The organism is Candidatus Abawacabacteria bacterium (assembly GCA_016207805.1).
In the GTDB taxonomy this organism is placed as follows: Bacteria; Patescibacteriota; Gracilibacteria; order RBG-16-42-10; family RBG-16-42-10; genus JACQZO01.
Genome location: JACQZO010000011.1, coordinates 1 through 23,207, shown reverse-complemented (window position 1 = coordinate 23,207; position 23,207 = coordinate 1). Strand labels below are relative to the sequence as shown.

Below are 23,207 nucleotides of genomic sequence, written 5' to 3'. Positions count from 1 at the left end.
AGTATTTTACTCTATGCAACCATTGCTATTAGTATGTTTTTTATCGCCCAAGGAAATATGGTGCAATTAACTGCCGCAGGCTCGATAGTTGGTATTCTTTTTGTTAGTTTAATGAGTCAAAAGAAGTATATTGTCCAGCGTTTTACCGCATTCCTTAATCCTGAAGCAGACCCCAGTGGTATTGGTTATCAAATTCAACAAGCCTTGATTGCTATTGGTTCAGGAGGCTTCTGGGGATATGGATTTGGTAATTCACGACAAAAGTTCGCCTACTTACCAGAAGCCCAAGGAGATGCTATTTTTGCTATTGCAGCAGAAGAGCTTGGTTTCTTAAGAATCATTTTAGTAATAGCCGCTTTTGCTATCATTGCTTGGCGGGGAATGAAAATTGCTGAAAAGGCACCCGATCGCTTTGCCAAATATGTCGCAACTGGCATCACCTGCTGGATTTGTTTAGAAGCATTTATTAATATGGGCGTAATCATGGGCATTTTGCCCAATACAGGTCTAACCTTGCCCTTTATTAGTCATGGTGGCTCATCCTTACTGAGCAAAGCTGTTGGCATCGGTATTTTACTCAATATTTCGCGCTATACCAATGAAACTAGTCATTACCGGAGGGGGAACTGGGGGGCACATCCAACCTTTAGTAGCCATCGTCTCACAACTCCGCACACAAACAAAAGATCCTTTAGAAATATTCTGGCTTGGTTCAGCAAAAGGGATGGAAATCAGCGCAAGCAAAAAAGTCGCCGTACCTTTTTATAATATTCCCGCCGGCAAACTACGCAGATATTTTGCCCTGCGTAATTTCACTGACCCTTTTCGCACCGTAGTGGGCATTATCAAAGCATGGTTTTTATTAGGCAAATTAAAACCTCAAGTTATCCTTTCTAAAGGCGGCTTCATTAGTTTTCCTGTAGTAATAGCTGGCTGGCTGCGTCACATTCCTATCATTGCTCACGAATCTGATATCGTGCCCGGCTTAACCACCAGGCTCTGTTTACCATTTATCACTAAACAATGTTTAGGCTTTGTGGCTAGTAAAAAGTACTTTACCAAACATCTGGATAAATTAGTGGTGACCGGCATCCCTCTCCGTAGTGAAATATTGCATGGCACAAAAGAAAAAGGCTTACGGTTTCTTGGTATCCCCAAACAAAGCAAGCCCATTTTATTAGTTCTGGGTGGTAGTTCTGGAGCCAAAAAGCTCAATGAGGTAATTACCCAATCTTTTGCCGAATTAAATAAACAATTTATTGTCATTCATATGACTGGTCTAGGGAAAAAAACACATGAAGCTGATACTGATTATTTTCCTTTTGAATCTTTTAGTGAAGAACTAGCAGACATTTATCAATGTGCCGATATTATCATCTCTCGGGCCGGTGCCACTACCTTGGCAGAAATTCTTACTTTAGGAAAACCAGCGATTCTTATTCCTTTAGGTAAGGATCAAAGCCGTGGTGACCAAATTATCAATGCTCAAACCTTCACCAATTTGCCCCAAATTAGAGTGGTATTAGAAGAGCATTTGAATGAAAAAAGCTTATTTACAGCCTTGTCTCAACTACAAAATCAAACCATTCCCTTTGCAAAAAATGCTGCCATCTCTCATAGTAATGCCACAAAAAATGTAATAAACGTGCTCCAATCGATAAATCTAGAATCTAAAATCTAGAGTTCAGAATCTATCCCTCATCTACAATGGAAAACGCCAAAAAGATTGCCTCCAATACTATCTCGCAAATTATCTCTCGGTTATTTAATGCTGTATTAAGTGTAGTAATTATCAAAATTATTACTCACTATTTACGAGCCAGTGGTTATGGAGAATATACCCTAGTATATGAATTGGTTGGTTTCTTTGGGCTTGCTTGTGATCTTGGCTTATTCACTTTAGCTGTAGACGAAATGTCTAAACAAAAAGAGCGCATGCAAGAAATATTAGGCAATATGCTTGGCTTGCGTCTCATTCTTATCCTTGTCATTGGTAGTATTACCAGTATCGCCGCTTTTGTAATCCCCACCTTTACTTGGCTAATGTCAGTCTCGGTAGTAATTGCAACTATTGGCATGGCAGCATATTTAATTGGTTCAACGGTATCAGCAGCATTACAGGTTCACCTCAAAATGCCCCAATTTGCCTTCGCTGTAATAGTGGGTAAAACTTTAAGTGTTATCTATATCGCCCTAGCAGCTTGGTTTGATTGGGGCTTTCTTCATCTAATTATTGCCGGCGTAATTAATAACTTTTACGTTTGCACCCTCAGTTGGTATACCGCCAACAAGCTTCTGCCTATTCGCCCACTTTTCAATTGGCAAGAAATTTATCGATTACTGAAAAAGAGTGCTGTTTATGGCACCGCATTGATTCTAGGTACAGTCTATTTACGCATCAATAGTCTCATTCTGGGAGAAGCACAAGACAGTGCTACTGTAGGCGTATTTGGCGTGGCTTTGCGTAGTTATGAGCTACTTTTACTAATTCCTTTCAGCTTTATGAACTCAGTATTACCCAGCCTTTCGGCAGCACATATGGACGAAAACCGCTTTAATCATTTGTTGCAAAAGTCGTGGGATATTTTGGTGATTATTGGTTTAGGTATGTGTGTAGGCAGCTTTATTATGGCAGAAAGCATGATCCAGCTTATTTCTACTGGTACTGATTTTGCAGGGGCAGCCGACCTGATGCGAGTAATGGTAATTGCCAGTATATTCAATTTTCTTTCAAACTTATTTCAATATATTTTAGTAAGTCTCAATCAAGTCAAAGCCTTTTGGTGGATTACTCTGATAGAGGCCTTGGTAGCTGTGACTTTTGCCATTATATTCACTCCTACCTGGGCAGCATATGGCACAGCTTGGGCTGTGGTATTGGCCCAAGGCATTCACTTTATTGGATTGGTTACTGTCGCTAATAGAACACGCAAAATTCCTCTCAACTTCAAGACTACTTTAGCCACAATTATTTCCATTGCCATCTGTGCCGGTTATCTATTTATCATCCGTCCATGGTTGCTTCCGTTATCACCATTGCTTAGTCTTCCTCTTGGCTTTGGCTCTACTGGTGTTCTATATATCATTCTGCTCACCCTCACTGGAGGCCTAGCTCCAGATCTCTTGCTGGTACTAAAGAATAAACTTTTGGCTAGTAAGGTAAAAGAATAAGCCCAAGACCATAAACAATACTATTTTCTAGCAAAAACTAACTTGATAATTTTTCTCCAGACTTCAATGTGCTAAATTGTATCTGCTAACTCGGAGTTCAAGCCTATGTTTTCTCTCTTCAAGAAAAAAAAAGACGATTCTCAACAAAACACCACTAACCAAGAACCCAACAATCAAGAAGGGCAGTTGGTAGTAGATGTGTACCAAACTGAGAATGAAATCGTGGTACGAACACCGGTTGCAGGAGTAAAATTGGCTGATATCCATATTACCATCAGCGACAATCAATTAACCATCAAAGGACAACGTACCCATGATGACGTTATTCCGGAAGGTGAATATTTATTACGTGAGTGCTTTTGGGGTGGCTTTGCTCGCACCTTAGTTTTGCCATTCAACCTTGACCCCGAGAGAATCCAAGCCTTCTTCAAGGATGGTATTTTAAAAATAGTCATTCCCCACGAAAAAGTGCAGGAAAAAACAGTCAAAATTACTGAAGTAACAGCTCAACAATGAATAAACCACCAAGAGTCGCCGTAATCCTAGTGGCTGGCTGGGGATCACGAATGCTTCCAGTTACCAAAAGTTTAGCAAAACCAATGCTACCGATAGTAAATCGGCCATCTTTGGATTATTTGATTACAGACTATGCCAATGCTGGCATTAAAGAATTTATTATCGTTGGCAAACAACATTTCCCTCAAGTAGAAGAATATTTAGATCGGCATCTAGAGCTGGAGAAAATGCTAGCTGATGAAGGTAAAGATGAATTATTAGCCAGTATTACTAAATTTAATCAGCTCAAATTTACTTTTGTACGCCAAGCTTTCCATACTGGGACAGGTGGTGCTATTCGCTCATGTTTGCATTTGATACCTGAAGGTGATCCCATCATTGCTAGCTATGCTGATGTAGTAACATTTCCTCGAACACCAGCAATAGAAATGCTGGAACTCTACCAAGAATACGGAGGAACCATGATTCATGTATGTGAAGTACCAGCCAATGAAACCAAAGATTTTGGTATCGCTATAGTGAAACAAAAAGTACGGGAAAACTTTTATCAAATTGAGGGCATTGTGGAAAAACCAGCCCCTGAAGAGGCTCCCTCTTTATTTGGCTTATTTAGCCCGATGATTTTATGTCCTGAGGTAATAAAGATTTTAAGAGCACTTCCTGAACCAAAAGACAAAAAGGATTCACTGCTTCTTCCTCATATTATGGCGGAAGTCGCACAGAAACACCTTGCCTATATTTACGACAGCAAAGGCGAAATACTCGACACCGGCCTACCAGCTGGCTATGTCAAAGCACAAATTCGCTATGCAGTAGAAAATCCAAAAATGAAGGAAGGGATTTTGGAGTATATGAAAAATATTTTAGCCACCGAAAATAAGGGCTGAAGAACAAGGATACCAGATCATAAAAAGACGCAGACGAACACCAAGACAAAGACAGGCGCTATTCTTTGAGCCTTCTCGTCTTCGTCTTTGTCTTGGTGTTTGTCTTCATGATCTCGTATCCTGGTTCCTTTCCCACCTAATCAAAAAAACTTTTCCTGATAAATATTTTTCGTCTCAACAGAGTACTTTTCTAATAAATCTCTTACATCCGTCAGCATCGCTTGCCCGCCACAAAGATAAAAACTCGTCGCCTTCTCTACTGGTAACACTTTTTCTAAAGCTTGGGTAACCCTGCCATAAAAGAATCCTTCAGCCTCCTCTCGTGAAGCACAGAGTGTATAAGTAAAATTAGGATAATTGGTTGCCCAGGCAGCAAATTGATCGAGATAATAAAAATCCTCTTTCATTCTTTCGCCAAAGAATAAATGTAGAGGCCGCTTCTCCCCTTCAGTTAAGGCAAACTCAATCATAGATTTGAGTGGAGCCACTCCAGTACCAGTACCGATCATAACAATACGCTCAATCTGAACATCACTTTTATAGATAAAATGACCAAATGTTCCGGTCAGATCAATTTCATCATTAGGCTGTAAATTCCATAGAAAGTTTGAAGCCACGCCACCTTCTACCCGCTTCACACAAAATTCAATCTCATTTTTTTGCGCTGGTGAAGAAGCGATAGAATAAGCCCGTAATACTCGTTCACTAGCCTTAATGAACAAATATTGTCCAGCTTTGAACTGTAATTCCACAGGATTCACCAGGACTAGTCTTACCACACACACACTCGACGTAACCCGAAGGTTTTCCTTTACTCTTGCGCGAATAGGGATCAAAGGCATAGAAAATTTTCGTATTGTAGAAGTAACATAAGCACTGCGTAATTACAAATTTCACTATGAATACCCTTATTTACCCACTCCCGCTTTTTTCTTCAGCAAATATTTGCTTTGTTAAGGTCATCGCATCATTTCACCATAGATTGCTAGGATTGCTAATCTAATAAGTGTCAGTATGATTCGTGACTTTGCTATATTTTGTTTAGCAAACTTAATTTTCTATGCTCCAAATCTGGAAACTACGCGTCTTAGTATTAGTAAGTACGCTACTCACCTGTTTATTAGCAGCTCAATATTTACTGATGACATGGCTTCTCCCAGAAAGCACTCCTGAATGGCTGATGATGCCTCAAACCCTATTTACTTTAATGATTCTGTGGTTGTATAGCACACTTAATGTATTTAACTGTGCTTGGCAAGAACGTAACGATAATTTATTAGAACTCATCCATGGTTTCTCTTTAGTAGGTGCCCTATGGTCCATAGGAAATGTGTGGCAACTTTTTTCTTTAGATAGACTTGGAGAACTGGGGTTCAAAATAGAGAGCGTGATCCTAATTATAGTCTTTTTTCTAACTACTATTCGTTGCTTGCTTAATAGTAAATATAATCGCTGGAATAATATTACTCGCTGGATAGCCACCGTTAGTATCAGTATTTTTATGGGGTTAAATTTAGTTAGTTTATTTTTAGAGATTGACCCTTTTGATCCTTTATTCGACAACCTTTGGCTCACTTCATCGGTGCTCACTATTACTGCTATCATTAGCACCATTGTGTTGCGCTATTTACCTCAAAATAAAAAGACGAACTGACTTGTTTGCCAAAAAAAGCAAAAGCTCGTATAGTGCTTCTGCTTCTAAGCCCTGAGGGGCTTTTTAAAAATCATATGATTCGTTCCATTCACAATTACGTCAGCAGCTCTGTTGAAGAGCTTCGAAAAGTAGCTTGGCCTACTAGGTCTCAAGCTATCAATAGCACCATTGTGGTATTAAGTATCAGTTTAGTAATGTTAGCATTTATTGCTTTACTTGATTTCTTATTTAGCAATGGTTACAAGTATCTGTCTGATTTTTTAACTGGCGTCTAATTTATGCCTAAGCAAGAGAGCCAAGGGCGAAAATGGTACGTGCTTCACACTTATTCAGGCTACGAAGATGCTGTAGCTGAAGCGTTAAAGCAACGTATCGAGACTATGAACATGCAGGATTTCATTTTTGATGTCATTGTTCCCAAAGAAACTCAAATTGAGGTAAAAAAGGGAGAACAAAAATTAGTTGAGAAACGCATGTTTCCTGGTTATGTAATCGTTAATATGATTGTGTCAGATGAATCTTGGTATGTGGTACGCAACACTCCTAATGTTACTGGTTTTATTGGTTCAGGTACCATTCCTATCCCTGTGAGTGATGAAGAAATCAAGCGTATTCGCAAACGCATGGGCATGAAAGAGCCTAAATTCAAGGCTAATTTCAGCATTGCTGAAGTAGTTACTATCACCGAAGGGCCTTTCGCTGGTTATCAAGGCACTATTAGTGAAATTGATGACAATAAAGGTAAAATTAAGGTATTGGTTTCTATTTTTAATCGCGAAACGCCAGTAGAGTTAGAGTTTACGCAAATCAAAAAAGTTTAATTTAATCATTTATCCGTATGGCAAAGAAAATTTTGGTTAAGGTCAAAATTCAAGCCAAGGCGGGCAAGGCAAATCCTGCACCACCAATTGGTACAGCCCTTGGTCCCCATGGCATCAATATTCAGCAATTCTGTCAGCAGTTCAATGAAAAGACACGTGAGATGGGAGATATTTTGATCCCAGCTATTATCACCATTTATGCTGATCGTAGTTTTGATTTTATTCTCAAGACCCCTCCCGCTTCAGTTTTAATTTTGAAAGAAATTAAGCTGGAAAAAGGATCAGGCGAACCGAATAAAAGTAAAGTTGGTAAAATTACTAAAGCTCAATTGCGCAAAATCGCTGAGGTCAAAATGGCTGATCTCAACACCACCTCCGTAGATCAAGCAGCACGCATGATCGCCGGCACAGCGCGCAGTATGGGTATAACGGTGGAAGATTAATATTTTATTTATGAAACGTTCCAAAAAATATCGGGCTGCAAGTGAAAAAATTGATCGTACTAAGAAATATGAATTAGAAGAAGCTTGTGCTCTTTTAGTTGATTCTAGTACGACCAAATTTGATAGTACTGTTGAAGTGCACTTCAATCTCAACATCGATCCTAAGTATGCTGATCAGCAAGTGAGAAGCACCGTAAGCCTGCCCAATGGTAGTGGCAAAAGCAAAATTATTGCTGCTTTTGTTGGTGAAGATGAAGTGGAAAAGGCAAAAAAAGCAGGTGCAGACTTTGCTGGTGGCGATGATTTGATTGAAAAGGTAGCAAAAGACAATTGGACGGACTTTGACGTTGCTATTGCTACACCAGAAGCAATGCGCAAAATGGCAAAGTTAGGAAAAATACTTGGTACTAAAGGTTTAATGCCCAATCCTAAAGCTGGTACAGTGACAACCGATATCGTTGCCACTATTACTGAAGTAAAAAAGGGACGCGTGGAGTTTAGAAATGATCCTCAAGGGAATCTCCATGTCATTGGGGGTAAGGTATCTTTTGGTAAAGATAAATTGTTTGAAAATGTGAAGGCAATCATCGATGCTGTAAAAGCAGTGAGACCGACTGGAGTAAAAGCCACTTATATCAATAGTGTCACATTGACTACTACAATGGGTCCAGGCATTAAAGTTTCATTTTCACAGTAAGTAATTCTCAGCAAGATAAAAAAGAGCTCCTAGCTATATCCTTATAGGAGCTCTTTTTATAGTAGTTAGTACGTACGGCTACTATTAACGATTGCTACCCTGGCTTGAATCGTTACGATTGTTACCTCCTTGACCGCTTGAGTCACTGCGATCTCGAGATGATGTCACTGAACCTTGCTGGCTCTGTCCCGATGTATTACTTCCTCCTTGACCAAATTGTTCATTAGCCCCCTTCCGCTTTTTATCATCCCTGCCCATGTTACCTGAATTAGCCCCACTGGTACCTTGATTATTGGTGGAATATTGATTATTTCCACGATCATTGAGATTAGTCATAGGATAAGAGTTAAAGATAATAGGTTACCTTACGCTCTCGAGAGTCAACCTTAATTATACTCCAGCACTCAATAGAGTCAAGAGTTTATGGCTTAAGCAAGCATTAAACAGCCAACAATGCAGATTCTTAATTTAGTTCAATATCTGCCACCTTGTCATGAACCGATATAATTTGGGTAATACCAACTACATCCAAAACATCAAATATTGCAGGTTTGAGATTGACCAAAAAAATCCGCCCACCTTTTTGATCGAGCTTATTAAACCAGTCTGTTAGATACCCCAAAGCTTTACTATTTAAATAGGCCAGTGACTTACCATCAAGGACAAAATGTGTTCCTTTGGGAACTAGATGAATTAAGTCGTATATCGTCTCCGCATGAAAGTCTACATTGCTTTCATCTAATTCTCCTTGGCAAAGAATATGCTTCGCCTTAGCAGTGTTATTAAGCTTAATATCGGTGATTACGAAAGTAAAAGGGGTCATAGAATCTAGGCTAGGTAAATGGTCTTAACGACTTTCACTGTTAATCCACCTGCTCGCTTTTTACTAAATTGCATCTGGTCTGTCCAGAGCAAAATGATTGCTAAGCCTCGGCCATGAACACTTTTATTTTCAATTGGCAGTTTACGCTTCTTAAAAGCATGACGGAGATTATTATACCGCTGCATAATAAGCACATTACTTTTATCATCCAGGATAATTTGCACTCTCACCTTACCAAGATAATTGGTCATCCTTATGGTCAAGACCACATAATCATTATCAAAACGATGTTCGCAACTATTAGCAATCAACTCAGCTGCAACCAATTGTAAACGATGTACCCACTTACTGAGCGCAATATGGGTACTCAAAAAATTACCGATTTGATTACGAATATCTTGAGGAGAATAAAGTGAACGTGAGATATGCCAGGTTTGAGTAATAGTTTTTAGCATATATGACGAATTACCATGAGAGTCACATCATCTATCTGTTTAGCCGTACCTGCAAAAGATAAAATATCCCGCGACAAGGCCTGAAATATCGCTTCAGCAGAATCTAAAGCAGCATGCTGCTGGGCAATCTTTGCCCATCTTTCGATCCCCAACCTCTTTCCCAAACCATTTTGCATTTCCAAAATACCATCAGTAGAAAGAATCAACACATCCCCGGAAGTAAAGACCAATTGTCTAGTAGTCGCAATACTTTTATCACTTTTTACCATCCCTAGAGCAATCCCCCCTCCTTTGATTGTATTGATTATCCGATCTGCAGAATGATAATGCAAGAAGCGGCCAAAACCAGCTGACACTATAGACATGAGCTTAGTTTCACTATCCCACAGTAGTAATAACAATGTAGAAAAAAGATTGGGCGCAATCCGTTGATATAAAATAGTATTAATTTGCTTAGTCATCTTTTGCATATCTTGTTCCTTGGCAAAAGCATGAATCAAAGTATCAACAATAATACTGATCATTGCAGAAGGAAGACCATGACCAGCCACGTCTCCAATAGCAAAAAGTGTTCTGGTTGGTGAAATTGGTATCACCTGATAAAAATCGCCGCCAATTTCTTCTGAGGGTCTGGATTTCGCATAAACATCTAAACCGGTAATAGTTCCTACATGGGCAGGGAGCAAATACTTTTGAATTTTTTCTGCTACTAGCAAACTATTTACCAAACGTTCTTCACTAATTGAAGCTTTGGCTAATTGGGATGTCTTTGATTGTTTGGGACGGAAACAAGAAAACAGCCAGACAAAGCAACTATTTCCTAAAATAATCAGCAAAGAAATATACAAATATAGCAAGTTGGTTGGCTCAAGCACAAAAGCCAATACTAGAAGCTCAAGCAAACCTAATCCAATCATAATCCAAAGTGAAAAGCGCTGTTTCAAAAATAGATATAAATACTATCAATTTATTTTACCATAAACGCATACCTAAAAGAAGGAATCAATCTTACTGGTAGCCTCATCACTTTCAGAAAAAGTGGCCTAGATTCCTGCCCAACGGGGAATAAAAACAACCTGAGCAAAAAAGCAGGTCAGAGCAATTATCTCTGACCTGCTTTTTACATTTTCTAATTCAAACCAATCTTTACACCATCATACTAGCCAAAATAGGTGCCAGAATAAGCGCAATCGTATTGATTACCTTGATCAAAGCATTAATTGCAGGACCTGCTGTATCTTTGTAGGGATCGCCAACTGTATCCCCTACCACTGCAGCTTTGTGAGTAGGTGATCCTTTGCCACCGAAATGGCCTTTTTCGATATACTTTTTAGCATTATCCCATGCCGCCCCACCGGTACACATAGCAATAGCAGTTACTAAACCGGAAACCATGACACCAGCAAGCAAACCAGCTAAAGCCTCAGGACCAAGAAGAAAAGCAACAGCAATAGGAGCAACTACTGCCAATAAACCAGGCATTATCATTTCGTACAAAGCAGCCTTGGTAACGATATCTACACAAGCTTTATAATCTGGTTTCGCTTTACCCTCCATAATTCCCTTAATATCACGGAATTGGCGACGTACTTCATCTACTACCTTGTGAGCAGCACGTCCCACCGCTTGCATACAATAAGAAGAGAATAGGGCAGGTAATAAAGCACCAATAAAAAGTCCTACCAATACAGTTGGATCGTCAATCCGTTGACTCAAGGTTTTGCCAAGCTTCACAAATTCTTCATTGTACGCCTGGAAAAGAACTAATGCCGCTAATGCAGCCGAACCAATGGCATAGCCCTTAGTAACCGCCTTGGTAGTATTACCAACAGCATCTAAAGCATCTGTAACCTCACGCACATGCTCTGGTAAATTTGCCATTTCGGCAATACCACCAGCATTATCAGTAATCGGTCCATAAGCATCCATTGCAATCACCATTCCAGTGGTAGAAAGCATGGCTACAGCGGCAATCGCAATACCATAAATACCACTATGTAAACTAGAAGTATCTCCTAACCAATAAGCCAACATGATAGCAATAACAATTGCCATAATCGGCAGGAATGTACTTCTCAAACCATAAGCTAAGCCAATAATCACATTAGTCCCTGCACCAGTTTCTGCCGCTTTTGCTGTATCTTGTACCGGCTTATAAGCAGTAGAGGTATAGTATTCGGTGATCACATTCATCAAAACTGTCAAAGCAATACCTACTAAAGAAGCATAAAATATTCGCATTTCATTACCCAACATCGCATTGGTGACAAAATAAAAACCAATAATAGAAAATATACTTGTTGCTGCTAAACCTTTGTACAAAGCTCCCATAATATTTTTCTTGCTGCCCAAACGTACAAAAAAAGCTCCCAAGATAGACGCTACGATAGCTACAGCCCCCAACATCAAAGGATACTCAATCGCTACCTGTGAAAAACTACCACCAGTAAATACTGAAGAAGCTAATACCAAAGCAGCAATCAAGGTAACTGCATAGGTTTCAAAAAGATCAGCCCCCATACCAGCAACATCACCTACGTTGTCGCCAACATTATCAGCAATAACGGCTGGATTTCGAGGATCATCTTCAGGAATATTTTGTTCTATTTTTCCGACAAGATCAGCCCCGACATCAGCTGCCTTAGTAAAAATGCCCCCACCAACACGAGCAAATAAACTCACCAAAGAAGCACCAAAACCAAAGCCAATTAACATTTGCGGAATTTGGGCGACAGGCAAACCATACGCTCTAAGAATAAGATAAAAACCACTCACTCCCAAAAGCGCTAGACCAACCACACCAAGACCTGTGACCAAACCACCACGGAAAGCAATACTTAATGCTGGCTGCATACCTTCTTTAGCTAAGAAAGCAGTACGTACATTAGTACGACTACATACACCCATACCAATATAAGCAGCTGCCAAAGAAAGAATCGCACCAGCTAAAAATCCAGCAGCCATCAACCAATTAAAAACAAAACCCAGTACCAAAAAAATCAGAATAGTAAACACGCCAATTGTCTTAGTTTGCCGACTAAGATAGGCTTCCGCTCCCTGCCTAATAGCTAAAGAAATATCATTCATCGTTTTATCAGCAACTTTCACACGCATGATCGACGAAATATGAATAACCGCAACCACTAGAGCTAGTATACTAGCGCCCAAGGCATACCAAACATATGGCATATACAGGATTAGTTAAATCGGGCGCAATATACCACTGAACAATTCAAGTTTCAAAACAATTCCTCAGTTATTTCTGATTAGACAAAACTGACTGGCTGCTGAGCAAGTACGTACATACCATCTTTGCCACGGCCACAGGCAAAAGACATGAGAGGAATACAGCTCACAGTCATCATTTCTTCAAACAGATTTGATGGCCTTATAATTTTATCTTTTGTTTTTTTGAATTTATTTTACCAGGACATCTACCGCTGTCATACTAGCCCAAAATGCCCGTGAGAATGCTCCAGTTATAATCACACCGTAAATGCTCACCCAGATTACACAAATCAAAGCAAAAAGGACTACCGACATTCTGCGAAAATAGTGCTGTGGGGACATAGTTTTTATTTTTGTATTCCAATTAGTATACCATATTGTTGATAATATATGCTAAGATATAGATGTATATTATAGCTATCCGCTTCTTTATGTTGTGTCTTACTACTGGCTGTCTCTACAAATATGGTTTAAATCGTATTTTTGAGTTTACTAAAGACGCTGGATTCGAAGGGCTTGATATCATCCTCAACGATATTTTTGATACCCGAGATCCAGATTACTTGCTCCGTTTACAAGAATTCTTCAAATTACCTATCGTTAGCCTTTCTCTGCCAGCAGATGGAACCCCCAAGCGCTTTCAAGCTGCTTTAGAAATTGCCGAAACAGCAAATATCCCCTTACTAAACGCTCGTCCGCCATTGTTTACTAGCCTACGCTATGCCCAATGGTTCAAAAATGAAATTCCCAAATTACAGAAAAAAACAAAAGTGAAAATTTGTGTTGAGAATCCACCAGCAAGCACCAATTTATTTTTGCCTCAGTATTCTCTACGCAACATTGAGGACTTGCGACGTTTTGATTACATTTGTTTAGATGTTTGTCATTTAGCTTCCCAGAAATTGCCATTACTCAGAGTGTACAAAATTATTCGCAAAAGATTAGAGTTTGTTTATATCTCAAACTTCCACAACAATTTACCTAATCAGCCACTCGACGAAGGAGAAATCCCTCTAGAAAGTTTCTTAACTCATTTACGCCGCGATAATTTTAATAAGCCTATTTGTATCAAGTTTAGTTTGGAAGCAATGGGTGCCGGCGACAAAACGAAAGTGATGGAAAATTTGCGTAAAGCAAAAGCATTTTATGAAGAGTATTTTCTCAAAAAGCCAGTAGAAGAAGGTGCTATAGATGATGAGAAAGATGATGATATTGTAATGGGCTAATGGTAGAGCTAACCCCCAAGAAAACTGGCATTGCCAAATTACTTGCTCAGATTCCTTACCTAACCAAGGATGACTTTTTTGAAAGTCTAGCCAAGGAAGGTACTAGTATCGAGATTGTCGTCGCATCACAAAAGTTTTATGGCTACATTGGCCATACGCACAAGGCGCAAATTTGTATCACAGAAAAGCCATTAGACTCAGATTATATAAGTTGGCTACTAAAACTGGCTTGGCAAAAAAGGCAACAATCATTTCCTATCCTACCTGAAGCATTCAGGTTAATTCACAGTGAAGCAGATGGCATACCGGGAATACATATAGAATTATTTCATCAATTTGCGGTAATAACATGCTTCAATCGGGGCATACAAGTCTGGCAAAGCATCCTTATCGAAGTATTGATTAAGTTGATGCCGCTTCAAGGTATATATCTTAAAGATCGTTCTCCGACTAATAGTAACTCACCAATTCAACTAATTTGGGGCAATTCAGCTCCCCTTAATTTAATTATCGCTGAAAAAACTGGCCAGTTTATCGTTAAGTTAGCAGCCGGCTTAATGAATGGTCTTTTTTTAGATCAAAGAGGCAATCGAGAATATTTAATGAGTATTAGTAAAGGGAAGCATATTTGTAATACTTTTAGTTATACAGGGGCTCTCAGCATTGCCTGTGCTGTTGGTGGAGCCGCCAGTACAGTAAGTGTGGATTTATCGAAGACTTATAGCGAATGGTGCGTAGAAAATATGGTTTTAAATAAATTGGCATCTACCAATAATCAAGTCATTACTTCAGATACTTTCGCTCATTTTAGTTTTTGCCGTCGGAAAGGAATCAAATATGACATAATTATTCTCGACCCGCCCACCTTTGCCAAAAAGAAACAAGGTAGTTTTTCAGTGGCACAAAATTATCAAGATTTGATCATGCAAGCATTACCATTATTAAACAAAAGAGGCAGCCTAATTTGTTCTACCAATTTCGCCCAATGGTCTAAGCAAGACTTTGATCAGCATATCCATCACTATGCCCAAAAAGCTGGCTTCAAAGTACAGACCCAGTATCGAGGATCAGCTGACAAAGATTTCCCTCCGCATCAGGCTTGGCCAGAATCCAATCATTTGAAATTTATTAGCGTACAGATCTAGACAGATAAACTGGGCGTAGCTAAGATTCAGCTTCACAAAAATTTATGCAGCAAAGATTTGCCCACTTACGTCAGCGGCAGAACCGTTCTTCTGTTGAGGCCAGCGAAAGAACAGCAATAGCCTTGGCACTTTTACTAGCAGGAGCAACCATTTACAATAAAGGCTGCGACACATCTCAGGACACATCAAATACACCCGAGAATAACCAAACTCAAGCACAATAATTTTAGAACTTAAGAGTGGCAAAATGATCATCGAGAGTTTCCCCTCTACGAATCATTTGTAATTCACTATTTTCTCGAAGCAAAAATTCTGCTGAGCGCAACTTGCCATTGTAATTAAAGCCCATAGCATGGCCATGCGCGCCAGCATCGTGAATTACTAAAATATCGCCATCAGAGATTTGGGGCAATGCTCGATCAATAGCAAACTTATCATTATTTTCACAAAGACCACCAGTAATATCATAAACATGATCCAAAGCAGTCTGCTCCTTACCAAGCACACTAATATGATGATAGGCACCATACATACCAGGACGCATCAGATTGGCCATACAGGCATCAACCCCTACATAGTTTTTATAAGTGTTTTTATGGCGAATAGCCCGAGTAACTAGATATCCATACGGCCCCGTAATGAGTCGACCACATTCCATAGCTAGCGTAAAAGGCTGCAGACCTGCTTGTATCACTTTCTGTTGGTATAACTTTTGTATCTCATTCCCCATATATTCAAGATCCACTTCATCTTGTTCTGGTTTATAAGGAATACCAACCCCACCCCCAATATTTACTATTTCACAACTAATACCTAATTTTTGCTTCAGCTCGATTACTAAATCAAATAGCATTTCTGCAGTTTTAACAAAATAGTCAGGATCTAGCTCATTAGAAGCGATCATAGTGTGAATACCAAAACGCTTCACGCCCTTTTGTTGCATGATTTGATAAGCCTTAAACAATTGATCTTTAGTGAGGCCATACTTTGCTTCCTCCGGTTTGCCGATAATACTATTTCCCTCACGCAATTTTCCAGGATTAAAGCGAAAAGATAGTATTTCAGGAATTCCCACCACCCTTTCTAAAGGCTCAATATGGCTAATATCATCAAGGTTTATAATCGCCCCCATTTGATGGGCTTTCTGAAATTCCTCATCAAGAGTGTTATTAGAAGTGTACATAATATCTTGACCTGATATACCTGCCATTTCTGCCAAGTATAACTCCGCTAAAGAACTGCAATCAGCTCCCAAACCCTCATCTTTTAATATCTGCAAGATGCTGGGGTTAGGCAAAGCTTTCACAGCATAATACTGTTTGAAGTCTAACCAAGAAAAGGCTTTTTTTAATCTTCGACAAATATTTCTGATTCCCCTCTCATCATAAACATAAAAAGGCGTTGGATAAGTATTTACCCACTTCTGCACCTGGGACAATGTAAACGGTAATAACTTTTTCATAATCATATTTCGAGCAGGTGCAGCATGCCAAGTCAGCAAACAATACGCAAGTAATGGGACATGGCAATATCCTGATAGATCTGCTAATATTGGCAGTAAAAAAATTTATGGACGGCTCAAGAGAAACTCCTGACATATCCTTCGGCAAATTATTTGCTGAAGGATCGGATCACCGAGTATATGAGAATCTAAGGAACCCTAGCGAATTGCTCAAAGTACCTAAAGTACCTGGAGACATAAACAATATCCGAGAATTGTTAGATATGAGCAGGAAGCTCTTTGCACCATTTATTCCTCCTGCTCGAGTGCTGCCCGACAAAACTGCGGGTTATATCATTGGTCAAGCTAGGATTCCGCATGCTCGTCATGTGCGACCAGCAGATATAGCTACTTCGGCCGACGTCCGTAAGCAAATAGATTCATTATTACAAATGAATAGAGCAGCTATGGCTGAACATGGTGTCAGTATTGATCCGATGGGTTTAGCAGGAGCAGCACAGTGTCTTTTATCTGAATTCAAGCCTCATAGAGACAAAGTTCTCGACAAGTTATTGGTCACTCCGGGCATTGCAGCTGGTTTAATATTGCGAAACAGAGGGCTTTTCCCATTGATGCCTCAGGAGGCTCCAACATGGTGGCGAGATCCAGACCTAACACCGGCAATAGCAAATATTGTAATAACTCCTGAGAATGGCCAGCGCAGTACAATTCATTTAGTTGATTTCTCCTTAATTAGGCTAAGATCAGCAAATAACTTGACTCGTCTAAGAGCCCAAGCCCTTCATCAATGGAATCGATTCTGGCTAGGAAGATGTTTCGATCTGAGTATGTAATAAGGAATAAGGGACCAGGAATAAGGCTAGGCTATCAATGATCGACAAAACAATCTTTGACAATATGGCATGCCTACGCGCTAGTCGCCTCTTCGGCAGCCTAGCACTGCGCTGGCTCAACTGAGAGCGCATATTCTAAAAGCAGATATATAAAAATAAGCAGTTCTGGCCCCGCCAGCCGAAGCGGCTACGCGCAGGCTGGTTCGGGGATAGGGACTCGAACCCCAACTCACAGCTCCAGAGGCTGTTGTCCTACCATTAGACGATCCCCGATTGCGGCCGCATTTTAGCGTAAAAGTTTTTTTTTGACTATAAGAATTGCTTAAACGCATCAATTGCATCGTCCATATACTTTTTTCCTGCAAAGAAACACCATTTCCCAAATAAGTTACTCAATAGCATTAGAATAAAATGAGGCTTTATCTAGATTGCAGTAGCAAAAAAGAACAGTAGAATAAGAGAGCTTTTATATTACAATGGAGGACAATAAAAGTGTCGTAGATTATATCACCGAGTTTCTGGAAGATGCTGAATTAAATAAAAATCAGTCTTTCAAGACTATTCTCAACTATCAGCACTATCTGATGCGCTTTGTTGATTTTGCTGGTTTAATCAAACCAGTAGAAATTACGTTGCCAATAATACAAAAGTATCGTTTATATCTCAACCGATTAAATGACAAACATGGTTTGCCTCTGAGTAAAAAAACCCAAAGCTATCATATTATTGCCTTGCGCGCTTTTTTGAGATATTTAGGCAAAATGGACATACCAAGCTTAAACCCTGAAAAAATAGAGGTGGGCAAGTTGGAACAAAGAACCGTAGAATTCTTGGAACAAAAAGAATTAAATAAGCTGTTCTCCGCTATCAATACTAAAAAGGTTGTGGGTATAAGGGACAAAGCGATTGTAGAACTACTTTATTCTACTGGTTTACGAGTTAGTGAATTGGTTAGTTTGGATAGAGATCGCGTAGATCTAGAAAAGCAAGAGTTCACAATACGGGGCAAGGGCAATAAAGTCCGTATTGTCTTTATTAGTGACCATGCTAAAAAGGCTGTACTGAACTATTTAGCCACTCGTGAGGACACCTGGAAGCCACTTTTTATCAATTATCGCGGATCTCGTGACAAAGGAGCAAAAAGCACTGGCGAACATCGCCGCCTAACACCATTAAGTATTCAAAAAATGATACGTACGTATGCATTTAAAGCTAATATTCTGAAACATGTAACCCCACACACCTTGCGCCATTCCTTTGCCACTAATTTGCTACAAAATGGTGCTGATTTGCGTTCAGTTCAAGAATTACTGGGACATGCTAGTATTACCACTACGCAGATATATACCCATTTGACCGACAATCGCTTAAAGGATATTCACAAGAAGTTTCATCGCTAATAGCACCTAACGCCTACTTGGCGTAGCGACGACAGTAAACTGTCTCTCTAAAAGCGGCACAGTACTATTAGTCACTGGTAATCCTACCCTCGGACTGGCAGCTGGTGAAGGTGGAATAGTCGCTTGATTAGCTGGTGAAAGGTACCAAGTAATTAGTTGCACAAATACATATGATACGGCAATTATTACTATACCAATGAAAGTATAGATTAAAGCCGATCTAGCTTTTTTGATCCGGTCACTATTACCAGCTGACGTCACCATCGTTAAGCCAGCCCAAAGAATAATGAGAAAGGCTACTGTACCGACAAATCCTAAAATCCAGTTTAAAATTTGACTACCAGAACTAAGGAAATCAGTCCTACTAGCCAAAAAGTCCGGGACATGAAAACCTTGAGTAGTAAAACCATTTTGTACTAAATAGGTAGCAAAGTAAGAAAGTGGCAGCATAGAGAAGGAGAAAATAAAAGGACCTTAACAAATGCGCTAAGGTCCTTTCTAAAAAGGCAGAATAAATACTACCTAAATTATAGACCTGAAATTGTACCAGTAATAAAGCGAACAATTTGGTATGAAAGAGCAATAATGATAATACCTATGATTGCATAGATAATAGTTTGCTTTGCTTTCTTAGTATTTTCAGAGTTACCAGCTGAAGTGAGATAATTAAATCCTCCCCAGATCAACATCAATACTGCAATAGTACCAACTAAACCCAAAATAAAATTGATAATATTAGTTAGCAATTGCAAGAAAGGTGTACCAGAAAGATTTTCTGGACGTGGAATAGTGCTTTGACCTAAACCACTTTCGGCGAAAGCTTGAACAGGAGCAGAAAGTGCTACCATTAAAGCGGCTTTACCGAGAGCATCAGTGAGACGGCGCATCGTACTCACCCCCTTTCGTTGTTTTTTAGCTACTTGTTGATTAATTGCTTTGACTGAAAACATGTGATTTTTGTTAGTTTCGTTTAATTCTACTATATAGTTCATATATGAGTCAATGCTATAAATCACTACTAGGAAGCTGTGCATAAGGAGCGAGAACCTTATTAAGCTCAGCTTCCATTTTTTGTAATGCCCCAATCAAAGTACTATTTTTGTTGACGATATCCTCGATATTATCAGATAGAATCTGGGTAAAACGAGCATCATCATACACTATTACGCTTTTAGCATACTTTGCCTGACGATCAAATACACGCAAAGGATTTTCTGTACTAGTGTTGATCATATCTTCTCTGCTTACTGGACGAGGATGCTCCTCATAAAACTTAGCAAGTATTGGCGCCGTAGTAAAATACTTAATAAAGTCCCAAGCCAATTGAGGATGGCCGCTATTACGGCTTACTGCCATGGACCAATAGTTAGCAAAGGTAATCCTTTCATTATCACGAGCGGCAGCGTCTAATTGAGGAACCTCCGCAATAGCAAAGTTCAAATTGTTTGCCTGGCCCAAAGTTTTTATTTGCTGATAATCACTTGCATATGCGAAAACTGAGCTTACTCGACCACGAATAAAAGCATCAATATCGTTAAAGATATTATTGTTTTCATGTCCCTTAAGATAATTACTATCCCAAGTATAATAGGTACTATTAGGGTCACTAAAACCAGTATATTCATTCACTGCCTCTTTAAAAGGCACATTATCACTCACACTCACAGCAGTACAAACCTCTTGACAGAGCTTGCCTGAGCGTTGAACCAACTGCAAATAGATGAGATCTACCGCGTATTTAATATTTTTCATTGTACCCAAACCTATGGCAGAGCGAGTTAACTGATTACCATTCTTACTAGTCATAGCAGCAATCTGGGCCTTCAGAGCAGACCAAGTATTAGCAGGGCGTGAACTACCTGAAGCACCAGACTGATAGTGCTGGGTATTGTAGTATAGAGCTAAGGTGTCAACGTAATGTGGCAGAGCATAGACTTTCTTTTCATATACTAAATCATCGAAAGTCACCGGCACAAATTCCTCTTTGAATTGATCCAAGCTCAATTGATCAGCTGGCAGCGGTAATAATTTATTATGATATTTAGGTAACCACGTATTGTGAATATAAAAAATATCTGGGCCTTTACCTTCTGCTAATTGATTCAATAAAAGCGTTTCATATTCATCTGAGCGCCAGGAGCGATATTCAATATTGATCGCCGCACCGCGATATTGAGGCGCTTGTTTAGCATAAATAATAAAGTCTTGAAATACTGTTTGAAAGTCTCCCTGCTCATCACCTACGCCCCAAATAGTCAAAGTAATATCACTTTTTTCTCCCACACCAGGCCGCAAGAAAAAAGCGAAAGCAAGTACAAACACCAAAATTACACCTGTTACAATAGCAAATAGCTTAATTTGGCTGCTGCTAAAATTCATAATGATACTAAGGACAAAATTATCATAGCGCATCGTAATATCAGGGACAAACTTTCTTGGCTATGTTAGAGTGGCGCAGACTTTAATATATCAGCATGCGCAAACTCTTGCTTGCTATTTTTCTGGCAACAATCCTCATACCAAAGCCAGTTTCAGCGGCAGAGATACAATTGAGTGAGAGTTTTTCCCTAGAAAAAGGCACTATAATTATGGATAATTTAATAGTCAGTGCTGGGAAAATTAGTATCGCTGGTCAAATAAATGGCGACCTGATTGCTGCAGGAGGCGAGATAGATATTTGGGGAGAAATAAAAGGTGATTTAATTGCTGCCGGAGGAAAAGTACATCTTCATTCAGAATCTACTGTCGGCAAACATGCGCGTCTTATTGGCGGAGAGATTATTAGTGAAGGCAAGATCAATAAAGATCTTAATGGCTTTGGTGGTAGTATCAAGGTTTCAGGCCCGGTAGATGGTGATATCCGAATTGAAGGTGGCAAATTTGAGCTTAATAATAGCGTAAAGGGATCAGTAAAAGCTGATGCTGAAAACACTATCTTGGGTGGCAACACTCATATTTATGGCGCCTTGAAAGCTCCTGATCAAAGTAGCGTAATTCAGCACAATGGTGCGAAGATTGATGGCCCTCGAATCACTTTAGACAAAAAACATGAGAGCATCTACTTCAATACTAAATATTGGCTCAATCTCATTATCCAAATCATTGCCTATTGGCTTATTGGTTTATTGTTTATCTATCTATTCGCTCGCTTAGTACAAAAAAACAGTGATTATTTGAGCCAACATTTCTGGTTAAGTTTAGGTATCGGCCTAATCAGTATAATCACAGCAATGCTGGCCACAATTATCCTGGCCGTCACAATCATTGGACTACCACTAGGATTAATACTTTTGACCATTACTCTCATGCTCATTTATCTTGGGCAATTACCTATCGCTTTTTATCTTACTCAAAAACTCTTAGGAAAAAGAATAGATGAAGAACATAACAGATATTTGGGCGCTTTGTATCTCCTAATTAGTATTAGTGCAATTAGCTTAGTTGGCACTATTCCCTTTTTGGGTGGTATCGTGAAAGTATTACTTACTTTTGCCGGAATCGGTACTGTACTTGTACAAAAGCGAACACTGTATCAAGCATTGCGGGAGAAAGAAATTGTGTAACTTTACTTTTTTTCTTGAGCACTGTAGATTACCCACGCTTTCTAAATAAGCTTTTATGGCAAAGAAGACAAATCGTAACTGGGTGACTCTAGAATATGCTTTCGCACGAACTGATGGCAGCAAAGGCAAAGAACGCATTTATGTCACCACAAAAAATAAGAAAAACACTCAAGACAAATTAAGTTTGAAGAAATTTTCTAAAGTAGCTCGCAAACACGTCGAATTTATTGAGACGAAAGGTAAATAAGAGTACTTTTTTGCCCAAACAAAAAAAGCGATTACCAACTAAAGTAATCGCTTTTTTATTTTTTCCTGGCCAAAAGCTCCTTCACTACTGGCAATTCATATTCAGCACCTAAAGAAGCATGATAAAATCCCAAGACGATTAAGCCAAATACGCCTAATTCTAAAATCATCGTAAGCCACCACCAAGGCAAAAAAAGCCAGAGCAAAAAAAACACATGCAACACTAATGCTTGACGAGCATGGAAGCGCACAAAATGTTCAGTACGTCCCCATAAACAAACTATACTTAAGCCAGGAACATAACTTATGGCAGCAATTTTTTTCTCCTGATCAGACATGTGGAAATGATAGAAGCTAGAATCTAAGAGACCAATTTTTACAGCTCTGTGTTAGTTTATAAGCTTTATTGTCATTGCTGTCTAGAAATCTCATTCTTATTTATTGAAGGAGGTTCAGAGACTCAATGACTGACCCATCTGCTCAGTTAACAACTCTCCCTCCATTGTCATATACAGGAAGAGCCAAGAAGAAATGACATCTTGTTGGTGAGAAAGTAAGATTGGGGAAGGAGAGGAGAAGCTTGTTGTCATAGGACAAAGATCCTCTCGGTATGCATACAACCTTCTCCTTCTCCAAT

28 protein-coding genes and 1 tRNA gene are annotated in these 23,207 nt (G+C 39.4%); 16 read left to right on the top strand and 13 right to left on the bottom strand.

Annotation, left to right across the window (positions count from 1 at the left end; genetic code table 11):
* The first annotated feature begins 598 nt into the window (after window positions 1–598).
* The 4 genes from HY817_02945 (at window position 599) to HY817_02930 (ending at window position 4,574) form a co-directional block, all read left to right on the top strand.
* Window positions 599–1,681 carry a UDP-N-acetylglucosamine--N-acetylmuramyl-(pentapeptide) pyrophosphoryl-undecaprenol N-acetylglucosamine transferase gene (locus HY817_02945; protein MBI4836191.1) on the top strand — a complete coding sequence of 361 codons (1,083 nt, stop codon included), beginning with the start codon at window positions 599–601 and terminating at the stop codon, window positions 1,679–1,681.
* A gap of 26 nt (window positions 1,682–1,707) precedes the next feature.
* Entirely contained in the window at window positions 1,708–3,171 is a 1,464-nt protein-coding gene (locus HY817_02940) for a flippase (GenBank protein MBI4836190.1), read from the top strand.
* A 105-nt stretch (window positions 3,172–3,276) separates the two neighbouring features.
* Window positions 3,277–3,687, top strand: a complete 411-nt coding sequence (locus HY817_02935) for an Hsp20/alpha crystallin family protein (GenBank protein ID MBI4836189.1) — start codon at window positions 3,277–3,279, stop codon at window positions 3,685–3,687.
* Entirely contained in the window at window positions 3,684–4,574 is an 891-nt protein-coding gene (locus tag HY817_02930) for an NTP transferase domain-containing protein (protein MBI4836188.1), read from the top strand. Before HY817_02935 ends, HY817_02930 begins: the two co-directional genes overlap by 4 nt.
* 140 nt (window positions 4,575–4,714) lie before the next feature.
* Here the strand turns inward: HY817_02930 and HY817_02925 are convergent, their stop codons facing one another.
* Window positions 4,715–5,353, bottom strand: coding sequence for an FAD-dependent oxidoreductase (locus HY817_02925; GenBank protein MBI4836187.1), 639 nt, complete (start codon window positions 5,351–5,353; stop codon window positions 4,715–4,717).
* 281 nt (window positions 5,354–5,634) lie between these two features.
* Between HY817_02925 and HY817_02920 the strand changes: the two genes are divergently transcribed.
* The 5 genes from HY817_02920 (at window position 5,635) to HY817_02900 (ending at window position 8,189) form a co-directional block, all read left to right on the top strand.
* Window positions 5,635–6,228, top strand: a complete 594-nt coding sequence (locus HY817_02920; GenBank protein ID MBI4836186.1) for a hypothetical protein — start codon at window positions 5,635–5,637, stop codon at window positions 6,226–6,228.
* A 74-nt stretch (window positions 6,229–6,302) separates the two neighbouring features.
* Window positions 6,303–6,503, top strand: coding sequence for a preprotein translocase subunit SecE (secE, locus tag HY817_02915; GenBank protein ID MBI4836185.1), 201 nt, complete (start codon window positions 6,303–6,305; stop codon window positions 6,501–6,503).
* Window positions 6,504–6,506: 3 nt separating this feature from the next.
* On the top strand, window positions 6,507–7,049 hold the full coding sequence (gene nusG / locus HY817_02910) for a transcription termination/antitermination protein NusG (protein ID MBI4836184.1): 543 nt from the start codon (window positions 6,507–6,509) through the stop codon (window positions 7,047–7,049).
* A 17-nt stretch (window positions 7,050–7,066) separates the two neighbouring features.
* Window positions 7,067–7,492 (top strand): 50S ribosomal protein L11, encoded by a 426-nt coding sequence (gene rplK, locus HY817_02905; GenBank protein ID MBI4836183.1) that lies wholly within the window; start codon window positions 7,067–7,069, stop codon window positions 7,490–7,492.
* Between the two features lie 10 nt (window positions 7,493–7,502).
* Entirely contained in the window at window positions 7,503–8,189 is a 687-nt protein-coding gene (locus HY817_02900; protein ID MBI4836182.1) for a 50S ribosomal protein L1, read from the top strand.
* 84 nt (window positions 8,190–8,273) lie between these two features.
* On the opposite strand, the gene HY817_02895 is transcribed toward HY817_02900, so the two are convergent.
* The 6 genes from HY817_02895 to HY817_02870 form a co-directional block, all read right to left on the bottom strand.
* On the bottom strand, window positions 8,274–8,525 hold the full coding sequence (locus tag HY817_02895) for a hypothetical protein (protein ID MBI4836181.1): 252 nt from the start codon (window positions 8,523–8,525) through the stop codon (window positions 8,274–8,276).
* Window positions 8,526–8,652: 127 nt separating this feature from the next.
* Entirely contained in the window at window positions 8,653–9,012 is a 360-nt protein-coding gene (locus tag HY817_02890; protein ID MBI4836180.1) for an STAS domain-containing protein, read from the bottom strand.
* A gap of 5 nt (window positions 9,013–9,017) precedes the next feature.
* Window positions 9,018–9,467 carry a hypothetical protein gene (locus HY817_02885; protein MBI4836179.1) on the bottom strand — a complete coding sequence of 150 codons (450 nt, stop codon included), beginning with the start codon at window positions 9,465–9,467 and terminating at the stop codon, window positions 9,018–9,020.
* Window positions 9,461–10,384 carry a SpoIIE family protein phosphatase gene (locus tag HY817_02880; protein MBI4836178.1) on the bottom strand — a complete coding sequence of 308 codons (924 nt, stop codon included), beginning with the start codon at window positions 10,382–10,384 and terminating at the stop codon, window positions 9,461–9,463. Before HY817_02880 ends, HY817_02885 begins: the two co-directional genes overlap by 7 nt.
* Before the next feature lie 229 nt (window positions 10,385–10,613).
* Entirely contained in the window at window positions 10,614–12,656 is a 2,043-nt protein-coding gene (locus HY817_02875; protein MBI4836177.1) for a sodium-translocating pyrophosphatase, read from the bottom strand.
* 228 nt (window positions 12,657–12,884) lie between these two features.
* Complete coding sequence (locus HY817_02870) at window positions 12,885–13,037, bottom strand: hypothetical protein (protein MBI4836176.1); 153 nt, start codon at window positions 13,035–13,037, stop codon at window positions 12,885–12,887.
* An 89-nt stretch (window positions 13,038–13,126) separates the two neighbouring features.
* Here HY817_02870 and HY817_02865 point away from each other — a divergent pair, with 89 nt between their 5' ends.
* The 3 genes from HY817_02865 to HY817_02855 are packed head-to-tail and all read left to right on the top strand — an operon-like array spanning window position 13,127 to window position 15,290.
* Window positions 13,127–13,921: a sugar phosphate isomerase/epimerase gene (locus HY817_02865; protein MBI4836175.1), complete on the top strand. Its 795-nt coding sequence runs from the start codon at window positions 13,127–13,129 to the stop codon at window positions 13,919–13,921.
* Entirely contained in the window at window positions 13,921–15,066 is a 1,146-nt protein-coding gene (locus HY817_02860) for a class I SAM-dependent rRNA methyltransferase (protein ID MBI4836174.1), read from the top strand. The genes HY817_02865 and HY817_02860 overlap by 1 nt, the downstream gene beginning before the upstream one ends.
* Window positions 15,067–15,110: 44 nt before the next feature.
* Window positions 15,111–15,290, top strand: a complete 180-nt coding sequence (locus HY817_02855) for a hypothetical protein (protein ID MBI4836173.1) — start codon at window positions 15,111–15,113, stop codon at window positions 15,288–15,290.
* A gap of 2 nt (window positions 15,291–15,292) precedes the next feature.
* Here HY817_02855 and lysA read toward each other — a convergent pair whose 3' ends face one another.
* Window positions 15,293–16,531, bottom strand: a complete 1,239-nt coding sequence (lysA, locus tag HY817_02850) for a diaminopimelate decarboxylase (GenBank protein ID MBI4836172.1) — start codon at window positions 16,529–16,531, stop codon at window positions 15,293–15,295.
* A gap of 104 nt (window positions 16,532–16,635) precedes the next feature.
* Here lysA and HY817_02845 point away from each other — a divergent pair, with 104 nt between their 5' ends.
* Complete coding sequence (locus HY817_02845; GenBank protein ID MBI4836171.1) at window positions 16,636–17,361, top strand: hypothetical protein; 726 nt, start codon at window positions 16,636–16,638, stop codon at window positions 17,359–17,361.
* A gap of 199 nt (window positions 17,362–17,560) precedes the next feature.
* On the opposite strand, the gene HY817_02840 is transcribed toward HY817_02845, so the two are convergent.
* Window positions 17,561–17,634 (bottom strand) — tRNA-Gln (locus HY817_02840).
* A gap of 203 nt (window positions 17,635–17,837) precedes the next feature.
* Here HY817_02840 and HY817_02835 point away from each other — a divergent pair.
* A complete protein-coding gene (locus tag HY817_02835; protein MBI4836170.1) occupies window positions 17,838–18,761 on the top strand; it encodes a tyrosine-type recombinase/integrase in 924 nt (307 codons plus the stop codon).
* 6 nt (window positions 18,762–18,767) lie between these two features.
* Here HY817_02835 and HY817_02830 read toward each other — a convergent pair whose 3' ends face one another.
* The 3 genes from HY817_02830 to HY817_02820 all read right to left on the bottom strand — a co-directional run bounded on the left by HY817_02830 (window position 18,768) and on the right by HY817_02820 (window position 21,140).
* Window positions 18,768–19,211: a hypothetical protein gene (locus tag HY817_02830; GenBank protein ID MBI4836169.1), complete on the bottom strand. Its 444-nt coding sequence runs from the start codon at window positions 19,209–19,211 to the stop codon at window positions 18,768–18,770.
* A 77-nt stretch (window positions 19,212–19,288) separates the two neighbouring features.
* The gene (locus HY817_02825; protein ID MBI4836168.1) at window positions 19,289–19,711 is read right to left on the bottom strand and encodes a TrbC/VirB2 family protein; all 423 of its coding nucleotides are present in this window, start codon (window positions 19,709–19,711) and stop codon (window positions 19,289–19,291) included.
* A 55-nt stretch (window positions 19,712–19,766) separates the two neighbouring features.
* A complete protein-coding gene (locus tag HY817_02820) occupies window positions 19,767–21,140 on the bottom strand; it encodes an extracellular solute-binding protein (protein MBI4836167.1) in 1,374 nt (457 codons plus the stop codon).
* 95 nt (window positions 21,141–21,235) lie between these two features.
* Here HY817_02820 and HY817_02815 point away from each other — a divergent pair, with 95 nt between their 5' ends.
* Together HY817_02815 and rpmG are read left to right on the top strand one after the other, a co-directional pair.
* On the top strand, window positions 21,236–22,324 hold the full coding sequence (locus tag HY817_02815; protein MBI4836166.1) for a hypothetical protein: 1,089 nt from the start codon (window positions 21,236–21,238) through the stop codon (window positions 22,322–22,324).
* 55 nt (window positions 22,325–22,379) lie between these two features.
* A complete protein-coding gene (rpmG, locus tag HY817_02810) occupies window positions 22,380–22,571 on the top strand; it encodes a 50S ribosomal protein L33 (protein MBI4836165.1) in 192 nt (63 codons plus the stop codon).
* A 55-nt stretch (window positions 22,572–22,626) separates the two neighbouring features.
* On the opposite strand, the gene HY817_02805 is transcribed toward rpmG, so the two are convergent.
* On the bottom strand, window positions 22,627–22,908 hold the full coding sequence (locus HY817_02805; GenBank protein MBI4836164.1) for a hypothetical protein: 282 nt from the start codon (window positions 22,906–22,908) through the stop codon (window positions 22,627–22,629).
* Between the last annotated feature and the right edge of the window lie 299 nt (window positions 22,909–23,207).